This window comes from Ralstonia sp. 22086 (genome assembly GCF_052045975.1).
Taxonomy (GTDB): domain Bacteria; phylum Pseudomonadota; class Gammaproteobacteria; order Burkholderiales; family Burkholderiaceae; genus Ralstonia; species Ralstonia wenshanensis.
The window spans coordinates 741,364-754,726 of the sequence record NZ_JBQEPZ010000003.1 but is presented as its reverse complement, the minus strand read 5'-3'; the positions used below and the strand labels follow the sequence as shown (position 1 = coordinate 754,726).

The following is a 13,363-nucleotide window of genomic DNA, read 5'->3' as shown; positions in this document are numbered from 1 at the left end:
CGCCCCCAACTTTTTATCGCCGCGTATTGCGTTGTGACGTCAGGGTGCGCGGCCATTCCACCTCATTCAAAGTGACGCTCGCTCATGCGAGTGCCGCAATCCATACAAATCCATGCAGTTGCTGTTTGAAGAAGGCGGCGAGATCCGCGCGGGCACCGTCTTGTCCCAACAGGGCGAGGCCTATCAGGTCGAGTTGCCGAGTGCCAAGCGCACCAAGGTCAAGTCGCGCGACGTGTTGCTGCAATTCGCGCAGCCGTCCGCTGGTGAGTTGTCGCAGGCGGCCCAGGCACTGTCGGCAGAGATCGACCTGGATTTCCTCTGGGAATGCGCTTCGGCCGAAGAATTCGGCTTTACCGATCTGGCGGGCGAATACTTTGGCGCCGGCGCCAATGCCACGCAGCAAGCCGCGCTGGCTATCGCGCTGCATGGCTCGCCGATCTACTTCCGCCGCAAGGGCCGCGGCCGCTATCAGCGCGCACCCGAAGATCAACTGAAGGCCGCGCTCGCGGGCCTCGAGCGCAAGAAACAGCAAGCTGCCCTGCAGGCCGAATATGAAGCCGAGCTGAAGGCGATGCGCCTGCCTGAGGCCTTCGGCGGTAAGACGCTGCAACTCTTGTTCAAGCCGGACAAGAACAGCCTCGAATATAAGGCGCTCGATGCGGCGTGCACGGCACTGGGTCTGTCGCCGATGCGCCTAATGGTGGCGGTGGGCGGCATCGCCAATGCCCGCGCGCTGCATGAGGCGCGCTTCCTCTCGGAGTGCTTCCCGAAGGGCACCGGCTTCCCGGATGTGACCGTGCCGGAACCGGCGATGGAGCTGCCGGCCGCCGACGTGCGCGCCTTCTCGATCGACGATGTGACCACCACGGAAATCGACGACGCCATCTCCGTGACCCCGATTGATGACGCCACCGTGCGTATCGGCATCCATATTGCCGCGCCGGGCTTTGGCATCCAGCGCGGTGAACCGTTGGACGTGATTGCACGCCAGCGTTTGTCGACCGTGTATTTCCCCGGCGACAAGATCACGATGCTGCCGGAGTCGGTGGTGGATCGTTACACGCTGCAGGAAGGGCGCGCGTGTCCGGCCCTGTCGCTGTACGCGACGGTCGACCGCGCCACGTGGGCGGTCACCGCCAGCGAGACGCGCTGCGAATCCGTGACCGTGGCGGCCAACCTGCGCCACAACCTGCTCGACGACGTGATCACCGCCGACGCGCTGGCCGATGGCTCGGGCGACTACCCGTTCAAGGCCGAACTGGCGGTGCTGTGGCCGTTCGTGAGCGCCTTGTATGACGGCCGCCAGCAGGCCCGCATCGCAAGCGGCCTGAAGCCGGAGGGCGCGCAGAAGGGCGATTATTCGTTCTACATCGATGCGATTCCCGAAGCCGAGGGCGGTGGCGAGCGCGTGCGGATCGAACAGCGCAAACGCGGCTCGCCGCTGGACAAGATCGTCGCCGAGTTGATGATCCTGGCCAACAGCACGTGGGGCCGCATGCTGGCCGACGCCGGGGTGCCGGGCATCTATCGCACACAGAAGGCGTGGGGCATGCACCGCACGCGCATGCAGACGTATCCGGCGCCGCATGAAGGGCTCGGCGTGGCGCAGTACGCGTGGAGCACCTCGCCGCTGCGTCGCTATGTCGATCTGGTCAACCAATGGCAGATTGCAGCAGTGGCGCAGCACGGCGTGACGGCCAAGCTGATCGCGCCGTTCAAGCCCAAAGATGCCGATCTGCTGGCTGCCGTGGCCGACTTCGAAGCCACCTACGCTGCTTACGCCGACCACCAGTCGACCATGGAGCGCTACTGGTGCCTGCGCTGGCTCAAGCAGGAAAACCGCACACGCATGCAGGCCGTGGTGCTGAAGGAAGGCGCTGTGCGATTCGCCGACATTCCGCTGGTGACGAAGGTGCCCGAACTGGCACAAACGCCACGCGGCACGCATGTTGTGCTCGATATCCTGGAGACCGACGAGATCAGCCTGGAAGTGTCGTGCCGCGTGGTCGAAATCCTCGCGCCCGCGGTCGACGCGCAAGCTGAGGCCGAAGCCATCGAAGAAGAACTGGCCGAGGCAGAGCCTGAATCCGATGTGCCGGCTGAACCACAACCCGCCGCCGATGAGGAAGAGGCGCGCGCAGAAGCGGACGCTGCTGTGGCGCCGCCGCCGCAAGACAGCGAGAGCGGTGGAACGCCTGGCGCTGCCTAACTACAATCGCAGTCTGACCTTCATTCTTCGAGCATCGACCAGGAATCGCCCCATGGCCGCCCTTGCAAACCGTCCGGACTGGTCCGGCAGCAGCACGCTCACCAAGGCGCTGGTGGTGTCGCTGGCCGTGCATGTCCTGCTGCTGTTCGTGCGCGTGGTGGCCCCCGAAGCGTTCGATATCAAGCGCGAAGATCCGGGCCTGGATGTGGTGCTCGTGAATGCCAAATCGTCGACGGCGCCGTCCAAGGCGACGGCCGTGGCCCAGGTCAACCTGAACGGCGGTGGCGAATTCGATCAACAGCGCGCCACCACGCCGCTGCCTGCCGACACCAATGAGCAGACTGGCGACGCCATCAAGCTCACGCAGCGCCGGCTGGAATACCTCGAGCAGGAGCAGCGGCGCCTGCTCACGCAATCAACTGACCGCGCACCGCTGGTCAACGATCGGCAGGTCAAGCCCGGCGAGCGTCCGCAGCCGTCGCCCACCAACGGCACCGACGACCGCACCACGCAAGACGAAATCGCCCGCCTGCAGGCCGAGATCGACCGCAACCTCGAAAACTACGCCAAGCGCCCGCGCCGCAATGTGCTGACGGCCGCCAGCGCGCGTCAGGTCGATTACGCCCGCTATTACGATGCCGTGCGCCGCAAGATTGAAGCGCGCGGCACCGCCAACTTTCCCAGCCAGAACGGCCGCCCGCTGTACGGCGAGCTGATCGTCGTAATCAGTATCAACCGCGAAGGCCAGCTCGGCTACAACCAGGACGGCTACAAGATCGAAGGCATCGAGATCGCAAAAAGCTCGGGCAACCCCGCGCTGGATCGCCAGGCCGTGGCCATCGTCCGTTCGTCTTCTCCGTTTGGCGCCTTCCCGGCCGAGATGCGCAAGCGCGTCGACATCCAGGATGTGGTTGCCACGTTCAAGTTCACCCGCGCAGGCTTGGAAACCCACCTGCAGACCCGCTGATTTCGTCGTCCATGCCGTCGTCGTTTCAAGAGGCCATCCTCGCAGCTGCGAGCGCGCCGCCCACAGATCGCTATGGCGTGATCGGCAACCCGATCGCGCACAGCAAGTCGCCCACCATCCATGCCGCGTTTGCGCAGCAGACGGGGCAGCTCATCCGCTACGACCGCATCTACGCCGAACTGATCGCGTTTGACGAAACCGTGATGAACTTCGTGCGCGAAGGCGGCCGCGGGCTCAATGTGACCGTACCCTTCAAGCTCGACGCGTATGCCATGTCGACGTCGCTGTCGCTGCGGGCGGAATCGGCCGGCGCGGTCAATACGCTCAAGTTCGACGGCGATGAGATTTTTGGCGACAACACCGACGGCGTCGGCCTGATGCGCGACATCACCCACAACATCGGGAACTCGTTCGAAGGCGAACGCGTGCTGTTGCTGGGCGCTGGCGGTGCGGCGCGTGGTGTGCTGCTGCCGCTGCTGGAGCACAAGCCCGCGCGGGTATTCATTGCCAACCGCACAGCCGATCGCGCCAACAAGCTGGTCGAGCGCTTCGAGGTCTCGGCCAAGCTACACGAGGTCGAACTTGTGGGCGGCGGCTATGATGAGCTTGCTGCGGACGACGTTTTCGACGTCATCATTAACGCCACGGCGAGCAGCCTGCAGGCCGAGGTGCCGCCGATCCCGACCACCGTGTTCGGTCCCAACGCGCTAGCCTACGACATGATGTACGGCCCGCGGCCGACGGTGTTCATGGAGTTTGCCCGGCGCAACGGCGCCCGCGCCTGGGACGGTTTGGGCATGTTGGTGGAGCAGGCGGCGGAATCGTTCTTCGTCTGGCGCAACGTGCGTCCGGACACCGCTCCGGTGCTGCTCGCCATGCGCGAGGGGCTGCAGGGCGAAGCCGCCGTCGCGGCACGCGCGCCTCGCTGAACCTGGAGCGCAGCCCAGCGATGATGCGTTGGTTCGGCTACGTGATCGGCTGCTTCGTTGCGGGCGTGGTCGCACTCAACCTGTACTTCTTCGCTGCCATTGCGAGCTGGCAGTTCTTCGATCCGTCGTCTACCAGCTTCATGCGCGCCGAGCGCATGCGCCTGTGCGGCGCCAATGTTTTCACCTGCAAGGTCGATCACCGCTGGGTCAATTACGAGCAGATCTCGCGCAACCTCAAGCGCGCGGTCATCGCCAGTGAAGACGCGGACTTTGTCTCCCACAGCGGCTGGGAAGTCGACGCCATGCTCGATGCGTGGGAGAAGAACAAGCGGCGCGGCCACGTGGTCGCAGGCGGTTCGACCATCACGCAGCAACTGGCCAAGAACCTGTTCCTCTCGGGCGAGCGCCACTATCTGCGCAAGGGTGAAGAACTCGTCATCACGTGGATGCTCGAGTTCTGGCTCGACAAGGAGCGCATTCTCGAGATCTATCTGAACTCGGTGGAATGGGGCGAAGGTGTGTTCGGCGCGGAAGCGGCGGCGCAGCATTATTTCAAGCGCCCGGCCTCGCAACTGACGGTAGGCCAGGCGGCGCGCCTAGCGGCGGCGCTGCCGGCACCCAAGTGCTTCGACAAGAAGAGCTACTGCGCCAACGTACACGTCAACTTCACGCGCAAGGCCACCGTCATCGCCAACCGCATGGGTTCGGCCACGTTGCCGGATTGACCCGGCGCAGGGCTACTTCAGCCAGCCCTTGCGGCGGAAGTACACCAGCGGAATCGCCGCCGACACCACCATCATCACGATCGCGTATGGGTAGCCTTCAGCCCAGTCCAGCTCCGGCATCACCTTGAAGTTCATGCCGTAGATCGAGGCGATCAGGGTGGGCGGCATCAGCGCTACCGACACCACCGAGAACAGTTTGATGATCTTGTTCTGGTTGATGTTGATGAAGCCGACCGTGGCGTCCATCAGGAAGTTGACCTTGTCGGACAGGAACGCCGTGTGGTTCTCGATGGAATCGATGTCGCGCAACACCTGGCGCGCTTCGTCCTGCTGGTCGGCCGAGAGCAATTGGCTGCGCAGCAGGAACGACACCGCGCGGCGCGTATCCATGACGTTTCGCCGGATCCGGCCGTTCAAGTCTTCCACACGGGCGATGATCTCCAGCACATCGGCGGCGGCGGCATCGGTCACCTCATCGGCCAGCACGCGCTTGCTGGCATCTTCGAGGCGTTCGTAGACTTCTTCGATGGAGTCGGCTGAGTATTCCGCGTCAGTGGCGTACAGATCCATCAGCACATCTTTGGCGTTGCGCACCGAGCCCGGGCGAAGCCGCGCACGCATGCGCACCAGCCGGAAGGCGGGCAAATCTTCGTCGTGGATGGAGAAAAGCACATCCTTGGTCAGCACGAAGGCTACGCGCACGTTACGCGAGGTGGTTTCTTCGTCGAGCAGGAAATCGGTGCGGATATGGATGTGGCCGTCTTCGCCTTCAAAGTAGCGGGCAGAGGCTTCCAGGTCCCCCAATTGCTCCAGTTCGGGTAGGACCACGCCGTAGGCTTCCTTGATCCATGCCAGCTCTTCGTCGTCGGGGTCGATCACGTCGATCCAGATCGGCTTGTGCTGCAGCAGTTCACTGCGTTCTTCGACCTGTTCCTGCGCGAGACGGCCTTTTTGCACGACGAACAGGTTGATCATGGGTATTTCCTTGAAGCAGGCGTTGAACGGGGGGCGAAAAATCGCGCCGAGTGTAGCGTAAAGAGGCGACAGGTTCAGCCACAAGCGGTGGCCTGGCGCGCACGCGTGGGGCAGGCGCCACGCCCGGAAGATGCCGCCATCGGGCCGCCCGACGGGTAAAATGCAGACAAGTCATGCGGCCAGCCGGCCGCCCTCACATTCCCGACACCATGCGATTTACAGAACAACTCGCTGCCGCCTGGCAACGCAACAATTCCCTGCTGTGCGTCGGGCTCGATCCTGACCCCGCGCGCTTGCCGGCGTCGCTGACCGGCACGGGCGGAGCGATCTTCTCGTTCTGCCGCGCCATTGTGGACGCCACCGCCGACCTGGTCTGCGCATTCAAGCCGCAGATCGCCTACTTCGCCTCGCAGCGCGCTGAAGACCAGCTTGAGCAGCTCATCAATTACATCCACGAGGCGTATCCGGGCATCCCCGTCATTCTTGATGCCAAGCGCGGCGATATCGGCTCCACCGCCGAGCACTACGCCAAGGAAGCCTTCGAGCGCTATCAGGCCGACGCCATCACCGTCAGCCCCTACATGGGGTTCGACTCGATGCAGCCGTATCTCGCACATGCCGACAAGGGCGTGATCGTACTGTGCCGCACGTCCAACGCGGGCGGCAGCGACGTGCAGTTCCTGGAAACCGACGGCCGCCCCGTCTATCAGGTCGTGGCAGAACGCGCGCGCGACGTGTGGAATACCAGCGGCCAGATGGGCCTGGTGGTGGGCGCAACGTTCCCGGAGGAAATTGCCAAGGTGCGAGAAATTGTCGGCGACATGCCGCTGCTGATTCCGGGCGTTGGCGCCCAGGGCGGTGACATCGAAGCCACGGTACGCGCCGGCCGCACGGCCGACGGGACCGGCATGATGATCAACTCGTCGCGAGCCATTCTCTACGCCAGCACCGACAGTGATTTCGCCGATGCTGCCCGCCGCGTGGCGCTTGCCACTCGGGACCAGATCAACCAGTTCCGCAACTGATCCGCACTGTCGGTCCGGTTGCGGTGAGAGCGAGGACGCCATGACCACGCATCCGCACCGTCCCGTTGCCGGTACGCACCGGGAAGAGACCGGCAAGGACCCGGACCGCAAGCTCGAGAAAGAGCGCGACGACACTCACGAGCACGAGACGACGCGTCGCGATCATGATCGCGACCGTCGCCACGAGCACGACCACGAACACCAGCCGGAACATGATCACGGAGATCGTCGCCGGCCGGATCATCCCAGCGAAATCTAAATCAGGATTCCGCTGAATCGAGGAAGTCGAGCAGGCCGCGCAGTGCATGCTCTGCCGCCTGCAGGCGGACCTGTTTGCGGTCGCCCTTGAAGTGGCGTGTTTCTACGCGCGTCTGCAAGCGATTGCTCCACCCGAAGCACACCATGCCGACTGGCTTGTCGGGCGTGCCGCCGGTCGGGCCCGCCACACCGGTAATCGAGACGGCCACCTGCGCGCGGCTGTTGAGCACGGCGCCCTCTGCCATGGCATGTGCCACCGGTTCGCTCACGGCGCCATGTTCGCGGATCAGCGCCGCCGGCACGCCCAACATCTGCGATTTCGCTTCGTTGGAATAGACGACGAAGCCGCGCTCGAACCACGCGGACGAGCCTGATACGTCGGTGATGGCGGCAGCCACCAGCCCGCCCGTGCAAGATTCAGCGGACGCCATCATCAGGCTGCGCTTGTTCAGCGTGTCAGCTACCAGTTCGGCCAGTTGGGCCAGGGCGCGGGATTCAGCCATTGCAATACCTTCGAAGCTTCTGACGTCAGCCGTCAAAACGAGCGCCAAAGCGCGAACACGAGCAGCGTGTAAAACGCCGCGAGAATGTCGTCGACCATCACGCCATAGCCGCCGCGCACGCCGAAGCCCTTGAGCGTGCGGTCGTAATAGCGGATGGGCGCTGGCTTGACCATGTCGAAGAAGCGGAACCACAGAAACGCGGCGAACTGCCCCCCCAGCGTGGTGGGCGTGACGAAGGCCAGCACGAGCCAGAACGCGACCATCTCGTCCCACACCATGGCGCCATGATCGGCCACGCCCAGATCGCGTGCGGTGCGGGCGCATGCCCAGATGCCGATCACGAAGCCAACCGCTGCGATCAGCAGCCAGGTCGGCCCCGAAATCCAACGTGCAAACACCACGTAGATCAGCCACGCGTAGAGCGTACCGACCGTGCCAGGGAGGATGGGCGACAGGCCGGAACCAAAGCCGAGCGCCAGGATGCGTGCCGGATGGCCGAACATGAAGCGCGCCGTGGGGCGCCGCACCTGCACGGTCTGGCCTGCCTCGAGGACGACGGTTTCAGGCCGGCCCGGCGGATTGGAGGGCGGAAAGGGTGCGGAGGACATCATGAGGCGGAAGAGAAATGGTCGAAACTGCTGTGGGTGAAGAGGACCGGCGCCCCTTGGGCATCGACGAGCCGCAATCCCGCTTCAGCATCGATGCAGCCGATGCGTGTGACGGCCACGCCCGCACGCTGGCCCGCCGCGACCACGGCGTCGCGCGCATCGGCAGGGGCGGTGAAGCAAAGTTCGTAGTCGTCGCCGCCAGCCAGCGTGCATTGCAACTGGAGCGCCAGGGGCTGGGCCGCCAGCGTCGCCGAGCGCGGTACGTTGTCGACCGTGATCGTCGCTCCAACACGGGATTGCGTAAGGATGTGGCCCAGATCGCCCAACAAGCCGTCCGATATGTCGAGCGCTGCACGGGCGACACCGCGCAATGCCAAGCCGAGTGCGACGCGCGGCGTGGGCAGGTCCATGCGTGGCTGCACTTGCGCGAGCGCCTCGGGTGTAAGCGCCCATTCGTTGCGCAGGGCGCCCAGTGCGAGTCGCGCGTCGCCCACGGTGCCCGAGACCCAAAGGTCATCGCCGGGGCGGGCAGCGTCGCGGCGTAGTGCCGCAGCGGCCGGGACATCCCCGAAGACCGTCAAGCTCAGTGTGAGCGGCCCGCGCGTGGTGTCCCCGCCAATGAGTTCACAGTGAAAGGCATCTGCCAGGGCGAGCAGCCCCTCGGAAAACGGTTTAAGCCAAGCTGGATTGGCTTCAGGCAGCGCTACGGCCAGCGTAAAAGCGCGCGGCTCCGCACCCATCGCGGCCAGATCCGAGAGGTTGACAGCGAGCGCTTTATGCCCAAGTGCGCGCGGCTCCGCATTCGGGAAAAAATGACGGCCAGCGACCAGCATGTCGGTGGAAATCGCCAATTCGTGCCCGGGGCGGGGCGCAAGCAGGGCGCAGTCGTCACCTACGCCTAAGGTTGCCTTGGGCGTGGGCCGAGTGAAGTAGCGCCGAATTAGCTCAAATTCGGACAAATTTGCCGGGGAATGGGCGGAGTTGCGTGAATTCGCGGGCTTGGACACGGCAGCGGCAATGGAAGAATATGGGGCAAGCCCGATGGTGCCGTGACAGGACGGTGGAATATTGTAGCGAATACGCATGTCACCCCCACCCAAAATCCCGTTGTGAGATCGCTTTTCACTATATAAAATGACGGGCCCAAGGAGGCGGACCGTATTCCCGTGGCGCTCGTGAGGGTATCCCGGTGGCCCGCTAGATGCGACGGCCGGCGCGCGCGCTGGCCACCCGATACGAGAGACCCATGACCACGGTGGATTCCCAGCCTCAGCAGCCCGCCCGCACGGATGAAGAACTCAAGGCGCAGCAGCGCGCCGCCTTGCGCAAGGCCGCGCTGGAGTACCACGAGTTTCCGACCCCGGGCAAGATTTCCGTCACGCCGACCAAGCCGCTGTCGAACCAGCGCGACCTCGCCCTGGCGTATTCGCCCGGCGTTGCCGCCGCCTGCGAAGAGATCGTCGAAGACGTCGCCAACTCGTTCCGCTACACCGCCCGCGGCAACCTTGTCGGTGTGGTGACCAACGGCACCGCGGTGCTCGGTCTGGGCGACATCGGCCCGGAAGCCTCGAAGCCGGTCATGGAAGGCAAGGCGGGCCTGTTCAAGAAATTTGCTGGCATCGATGTGTTTGACATCGAGATCAACGAAAAAGACCCCCAGAAGCTGGTCGATATCATCGCCTCGCTGGAGCCCACCTTCGGCGGGATCAACCTGGAAGACATCAAGGCGCCGGAGTGCTTCTTCGTCGAGCGCGAACTGCGCAAGCGCATGAAGATCCCCGTCTTCCACGATGACCAGCACGGCACCGCCATCGTGGTGGGCGCTGGCATTACCAACGCGCTGAAGGTCGTCGGCAAGGACATCAAGAAGGTGAAGCTGGTGGCTTCGGGCGCGGGCGCTGCGGCGCTGGCCTGCCTTGACCTGCTGGTTGACCTGGGCCTGCCGCGCGAAAACATCTGGGTGACGGACCTGGCGGGCGTGGTCTACGAAGGCCGCACCGAACTGATGGACCCGGACAAGGCGCACTTCGCACAGAAGACTGACCTGCGTACGCTGGCTGAAGTCATCGACGGCGCCGACATTTTCCTGGGCCTGTCCGCCGCTGGCGTGCTCAAGCAGGACATGGTCAAGCGCATGGCCGACAAGCCGATCATCTTCGCGCTGGCCAACCCGAACCCGGAAATCCTGCCGGAGCTGGCCAAGGAAGTGCGCCCCGACGTCATCATGGGCACCGGCCGCACGGATTACCCGAACCAGGTGAACAACGTCCTGTGCTTCCCGTTCATCTTCCGCGGCGCGCTGGATGTGGGTGCGACCACCATCACGCGTGAGATGGAAGTGGCCGCCGTGCACGCCGTGGCTGAACTGGCCCGCCAGGAACAAAGCGACATCGTTGCTTCCGCTTACGGCATCCAGGATCTGTCGTTCGGCCCCGAATACCTGATCCCGAAGCCCTTCGACCCGCGCCTGATCGTCAAGATCGCGCCGGCTGTGGCGCAGGCGGCCATGCTGTCGGGCGTGGCGCAGCGTCCGATCGAAGACATGGACGCCTACCGTCAGCATCTGCAGCAGTTCGTCTATCACTCGGGCACGCTGATGAAGCCGATCTTCTCGGCCGCTCGCAAGGTGCCGATGGAGAACAAGCGCATCGTCTTTGCCGAAGGCGAAGAAGAGCGCGTGCTGCGTGCCGTGCAGATCGTCGTGGACGAAAAGCTCGCCAGCCCGATCCTGATCGGCCGCCCGAGCGTGATCGCCCACCGCATCGAGCGTTTTGGCCTGCGCCTGCGCGAAGGCGTGGACTTCGCCGTGGTCAACCCCGAGCATGACGAGCGCTTCCGCGATTACTGGGAGACGTATTACAAGCTGATGGCACGCAAGGGCGTGACGCCGCAATACGCCAAGCTGGAGATGCGTCGCCGCAATACGTTGATCGGCGCCGTCATGGTCCACAAGGGCGAAGCGGACGGCATGATCTGCGGCACGATCAGCAACACGGCCGCCCACCTGCGCTACATCGACCAGATCCTGGGTGGCACCAATTGCGTGTATGCGGCCATGAACGGCCTGGTTCTGCCGGGTCGCCAGGTGTTCCTGACCGATACGCATGTCAACGTCGACCCGACGGCGGACGAACTGGCAGAGATCACCATCATGGCTGCCGAGGAGCTGTGCCGCTTCGGTATCAAGCCCAAAGTCGCGCTGATGTCGCACTCGAACTTCGGTTCGTCTGAAGCGCCTTCGGCTGTCAAGATGCGCGAAGCGCTGGCAATCCTGCGCGAACGTGCGCCGGACCTGGAAGTGGACGGTGAGATGCATGGTGATGCCGCGCTCGACCAGAAGCTGCGCGACTCGCTGGTGCCGGATTCGACCCTCAAGGGTGAAGCCAACCTGTTGGTCATGCCGAACATCGACGCCGCCAACATCGCCTACAACCTGCTGAAGACGGCTGCTGGCAACAACATCGCCATCGGGCCGATCCTGTTGGGCGCGAAGAAGCCGGTGCATATCCTTACGCCGTCGGCTACTGTGCGACGCATCCTCAACATGACGGCCCTGACCGTCGTGGATGCTGCGGCACAAGCGCAACGCTAATCGCCACTGCACCAGAAAAGGGAGCGCACGATGCTGCGCTCCCTTTTTTTGATCATTAAGTTTGCGTGCGCTTACTTTTCTGCAAACTAAATAGCCATATCAAAAAACCCTTCAGACTTCCACCGTCGGTTGATTGTTGTCATCGATGAGCGTACCCTTACGGGCTGAAGGGGTGCTTCTGAGCACATGAGGTCCGAACCGGGCCGGACGGGTTCCAAAAAATGCGGTTTTCCGTACACACGTCTGACCGGCAAGCCTTATTCGGTGCGCGCAATGAGTGGTTTTTGCAGGCGGAAGGATTCCCCAAGTCTTCGGCAGTCGCCCGACTTGTCATTCCCTGCCAGGCCTCTCACGCATTGAGCCGCTTCGCTTTCAGCTGCAAACCGGCTGTCCAGATCGTTATTGGGCGGCCACCTGCGCTTGTGACCTGCGCCGGGCTCCGGTCGGCGCGATTCTCCCGTTAGGGCCTGCTGATGACAAAGCGACTTGGAGCGTGGATCGGCCGCTCCGTATCTCAGGCGATGGCGCGTGGCGCGCTGGCGGTAACGCTTGCGTTGTCGGTAACCGGCTTGCCGGCCAATGCGGTTGCCCGGGACACCACCGGTATGGCTGCCGCCGTGGGAACCATTCGCCCGGCAGACCTGCCCAACGAGGCGCAGCGCACGCTGGCACTGATTGAGCAGGGCGGCCCGTTTCCCTATGCAAAGGATGGCACCACGTTCGGCAACTATGAGCGACGTTTGCCTGCGCAACGGCGTGGCTATTACCACGAGTACACCGTGAAGACGCGGGGGGCTCGTAACCGCGGCGCCCGACGCATCATCTGTGGCGGCGATCAGCAAGCGGCGAACGACTGCTACTACACGGAAGATCACTACAACAGTTTTCAACGGATACAGCGATGACGACCAACATGTTTGGGCTGGACGACTCGCTCACCGCACGCGATGAGCGCGTGGCCCGCGAGGCGTGGCACAAGGCGCAAAATCTGTACGACGGTGTGGTCGGGATGCAAGCCCTGGGCGCACGCGTCGGGGGAGCGGCCAAGTTGCCTCAAACCGCACCGCAGAACACCATGACGCAGGACAATACTCAGACGGACGACGATGGAGGTCGCGAAGACGCCATGAACCTGTTCAAGACGGTGCGTCCGAATATCGTGCAGTCGATCCGCGCGTTTCGCGTGGCGGATCTGGCCGAGTCGGCGGCCAGTCTGGGCCAGCATTTCCTGTACGCCAACTGCGCGGCCGCGACCACCAAGAGCGAAGTGCTCGACGTGATTGCACGCGAGTTCCTGTTCCCGAAGCATTTCGGCAAGAACTTCGACGCCCTGGCTGACTGCCTGACCGACATGATCTACAAGGCCGGCCCGCAGCCGGGTTTTGTCATCGTGCTGGAGGGGCTGCCGTGCCAACCCAAGTTCGACAAGGAAGCGCGCGAAGTGCTGCTGGACGTGTTCCGCGACGCGGCCGAATTCTGGGGCGAGCGCAAGGTCCAGTTCCGCGTGTTCTATTCGTTTGCGTGAACTTGCCCGACCGCTGATTGATCGGCGTTGAAATGAAAAAGCCCGCA

Annotated in this window: 13 protein-coding genes; 9 read left to right on the top strand and 4 right to left on the bottom strand. The window is 63.7% G+C overall.

Features of this window, described 5'->3' with window-relative positions; genetic code table 11:
* Nucleotides 1-112 precede the first annotated feature (112 nt).
* From ACTJK6_RS16715 to mtgA, 4 genes are read left to right on the top strand one after another with little or no spacing between them, the layout of a single operon-like run.
* On the top strand, nucleotides 113-2,209 hold the full coding sequence (locus tag ACTJK6_RS16715) for a ribonuclease catalytic domain-containing protein (RefSeq protein WP_440839587.1): 2,097 nt from the start codon (nucleotides 113-115) through the stop codon (nucleotides 2,207-2,209).
* Between the two features lie 52 nt (nucleotides 2,210-2,261).
* Complete coding sequence (locus tag ACTJK6_RS16710) at nucleotides 2,262-3,176, top strand: energy transducer TonB family protein (protein ID WP_232041028.1); 915 nt, start codon at nucleotides 2,262-2,264, stop codon at nucleotides 3,174-3,176.
* Nucleotides 3,177-3,187: 11 nt separating this feature from the next.
* The gene (gene aroE / locus ACTJK6_RS16705; protein WP_232041027.1) at nucleotides 3,188-4,105 is read left to right on the top strand and encodes a shikimate dehydrogenase; all 918 of its coding nucleotides are present in this window, start codon (nucleotides 3,188-3,190) and stop codon (nucleotides 4,103-4,105) included.
* Between the two features lie 20 nt (nucleotides 4,106-4,125).
* Nucleotides 4,126-4,830, top strand: coding sequence for a monofunctional biosynthetic peptidoglycan transglycosylase (gene mtgA / locus ACTJK6_RS16700; RefSeq protein ID WP_260802183.1), 705 nt, complete (start codon nucleotides 4,126-4,128; stop codon nucleotides 4,828-4,830).
* A 12-nt stretch (nucleotides 4,831-4,842) separates the two neighbouring features.
* Here mtgA and corA read toward each other — a convergent pair whose 3' ends face one another.
* Nucleotides 4,843-5,805, bottom strand: a complete 963-nt coding sequence (gene corA, locus ACTJK6_RS16695) for a magnesium/cobalt transporter CorA (protein ID WP_024972131.1) — start codon at nucleotides 5,803-5,805, stop codon at nucleotides 4,843-4,845.
* Between the two features lie 209 nt (nucleotides 5,806-6,014).
* Between corA and pyrF the strand changes: the two genes are divergently transcribed.
* Nucleotides 6,015-6,830 carry an orotidine-5'-phosphate decarboxylase gene (pyrF, locus tag ACTJK6_RS16690; RefSeq protein ID WP_232041025.1) on the top strand — a complete coding sequence of 272 codons (816 nt, stop codon included), beginning with the start codon at nucleotides 6,015-6,017 and terminating at the stop codon, nucleotides 6,828-6,830.
* A 40-nt stretch (nucleotides 6,831-6,870) separates the two neighbouring features.
* Nucleotides 6,871-7,089, top strand: coding sequence for a metal transporter (locus ACTJK6_RS16685; RefSeq protein WP_082076083.1), 219 nt, complete (start codon nucleotides 6,871-6,873; stop codon nucleotides 7,087-7,089).
* 1 nt (nucleotide 7,090) lies between these two features.
* Here the strand turns inward: ACTJK6_RS16685 and ACTJK6_RS16680 are convergent, their stop codons facing one another.
* The 3 genes from ACTJK6_RS16680 to thiL are packed head-to-tail and all read right to left on the bottom strand — an operon-like array spanning nucleotide 7,091 to nucleotide 9,284.
* Nucleotides 7,091-7,591, bottom strand: a complete 501-nt coding sequence (locus ACTJK6_RS16680; RefSeq protein ID WP_232041024.1) for a CinA family protein — start codon at nucleotides 7,589-7,591, stop codon at nucleotides 7,091-7,093.
* 32 nt (nucleotides 7,592-7,623) lie between these two features.
* The gene (locus ACTJK6_RS16675) at nucleotides 7,624-8,202 is read right to left on the bottom strand and encodes a phosphatidylglycerophosphatase A family protein (protein ID WP_232041023.1); all 579 of its coding nucleotides are present in this window, start codon (nucleotides 8,200-8,202) and stop codon (nucleotides 7,624-7,626) included.
* The gene (gene thiL / locus ACTJK6_RS16670) at nucleotides 8,199-9,284 is read right to left on the bottom strand and encodes a thiamine-phosphate kinase (protein ID WP_440839586.1); all 1,086 of its coding nucleotides are present in this window, start codon (nucleotides 9,282-9,284) and stop codon (nucleotides 8,199-8,201) included. Before thiL ends, ACTJK6_RS16675 begins: the two co-directional genes overlap by 4 nt.
* Before the next feature lie 161 nt (nucleotides 9,285-9,445).
* Here thiL and ACTJK6_RS16665 point away from each other — a divergent pair, with 161 nt between their 5' ends.
* The 3 genes from ACTJK6_RS16665 to ACTJK6_RS16655 all read left to right on the top strand — a co-directional run bounded on the left by ACTJK6_RS16665 (nucleotide 9,446) and on the right by ACTJK6_RS16655 (nucleotide 13,316).
* Nucleotides 9,446-11,791, top strand: a complete 2,346-nt coding sequence (locus ACTJK6_RS16665; protein ID WP_440839585.1) for an NADP-dependent malic enzyme — start codon at nucleotides 9,446-9,448, stop codon at nucleotides 11,789-11,791.
* 473 nt (nucleotides 11,792-12,264) lie between these two features.
* Nucleotides 12,265-12,696 (top strand): ribonuclease, encoded by a 432-nt coding sequence (locus ACTJK6_RS16660; protein WP_232041020.1) that lies wholly within the window; start codon nucleotides 12,265-12,267, stop codon nucleotides 12,694-12,696.
* Nucleotides 12,693-13,316: a barstar family protein gene (locus ACTJK6_RS16655; protein WP_316871804.1), complete on the top strand. Its 624-nt coding sequence runs from the start codon at nucleotides 12,693-12,695 to the stop codon at nucleotides 13,314-13,316. The genes ACTJK6_RS16660 and ACTJK6_RS16655 overlap by 4 nt, the downstream gene beginning before the upstream one ends.
* Nucleotides 13,317-13,363 lie beyond the last annotated feature (47 nt).

Excerpts from the sequence above, each read along its gene's own strand:
- corA (WP_024972131.1), bottom strand. The coding sequence starts at position 5,805 with ATGATCAACCTGTTCGTCGTGCAAAAAGGCCGTCTCGCGCAGGAACAG.
- thiL (WP_440839586.1), bottom strand. The coding sequence starts at position 9,284 with ATGCGTATTCGCTACAATATTCCACCGTCCTGTCACGGCACCATCGGG.
- ACTJK6_RS16675 (WP_232041023.1), bottom strand. The coding sequence starts at position 8,202 with ATGATGTCCTCCGCACCCTTTCCGCCCTCCAATCCGCCGGGCCGGCCT.
- ACTJK6_RS16655 (WP_316871804.1), top strand. The coding sequence starts at position 12,693 with ATGACGACCAACATGTTTGGGCTGGACGACTCGCTCACCGCACGCGAT.
- pyrF (WP_232041025.1), top strand. The coding sequence starts at position 6,015 with ATGCGATTTACAGAACAACTCGCTGCCGCCTGGCAACGCAACAATTCC.
- ACTJK6_RS16715 (WP_440839587.1), top strand. The coding sequence starts at position 113 with ATGCAGTTGCTGTTTGAAGAAGGCGGCGAGATCCGCGCGGGCACCGTC.
- mtgA (WP_260802183.1), top strand. The coding sequence starts at position 4,126 with ATGATGCGTTGGTTCGGCTACGTGATCGGCTGCTTCGTTGCGGGCGTG.
- aroE (WP_232041027.1), top strand. The coding sequence starts at position 3,188 with ATGCCGTCGTCGTTTCAAGAGGCCATCCTCGCAGCTGCGAGCGCGCCG.
- ACTJK6_RS16660 (WP_232041020.1), top strand. The coding sequence starts at position 12,265 with ATGACAAAGCGACTTGGAGCGTGGATCGGCCGCTCCGTATCTCAGGCG.
- ACTJK6_RS16710 (WP_232041028.1), top strand. The coding sequence starts at position 2,262 with ATGGCCGCCCTTGCAAACCGTCCGGACTGGTCCGGCAGCAGCACGCTC.
- ACTJK6_RS16665 (WP_440839585.1), top strand. The coding sequence starts at position 9,446 with ATGACCACGGTGGATTCCCAGCCTCAGCAGCCCGCCCGCACGGATGAA.
- ACTJK6_RS16685 (WP_082076083.1), top strand. The coding sequence starts at position 6,871 with ATGACCACGCATCCGCACCGTCCCGTTGCCGGTACGCACCGGGAAGAG.
- ACTJK6_RS16680 (WP_232041024.1), bottom strand. The coding sequence starts at position 7,591 with ATGGCTGAATCCCGCGCCCTGGCCCAACTGGCCGAACTGGTAGCTGAC.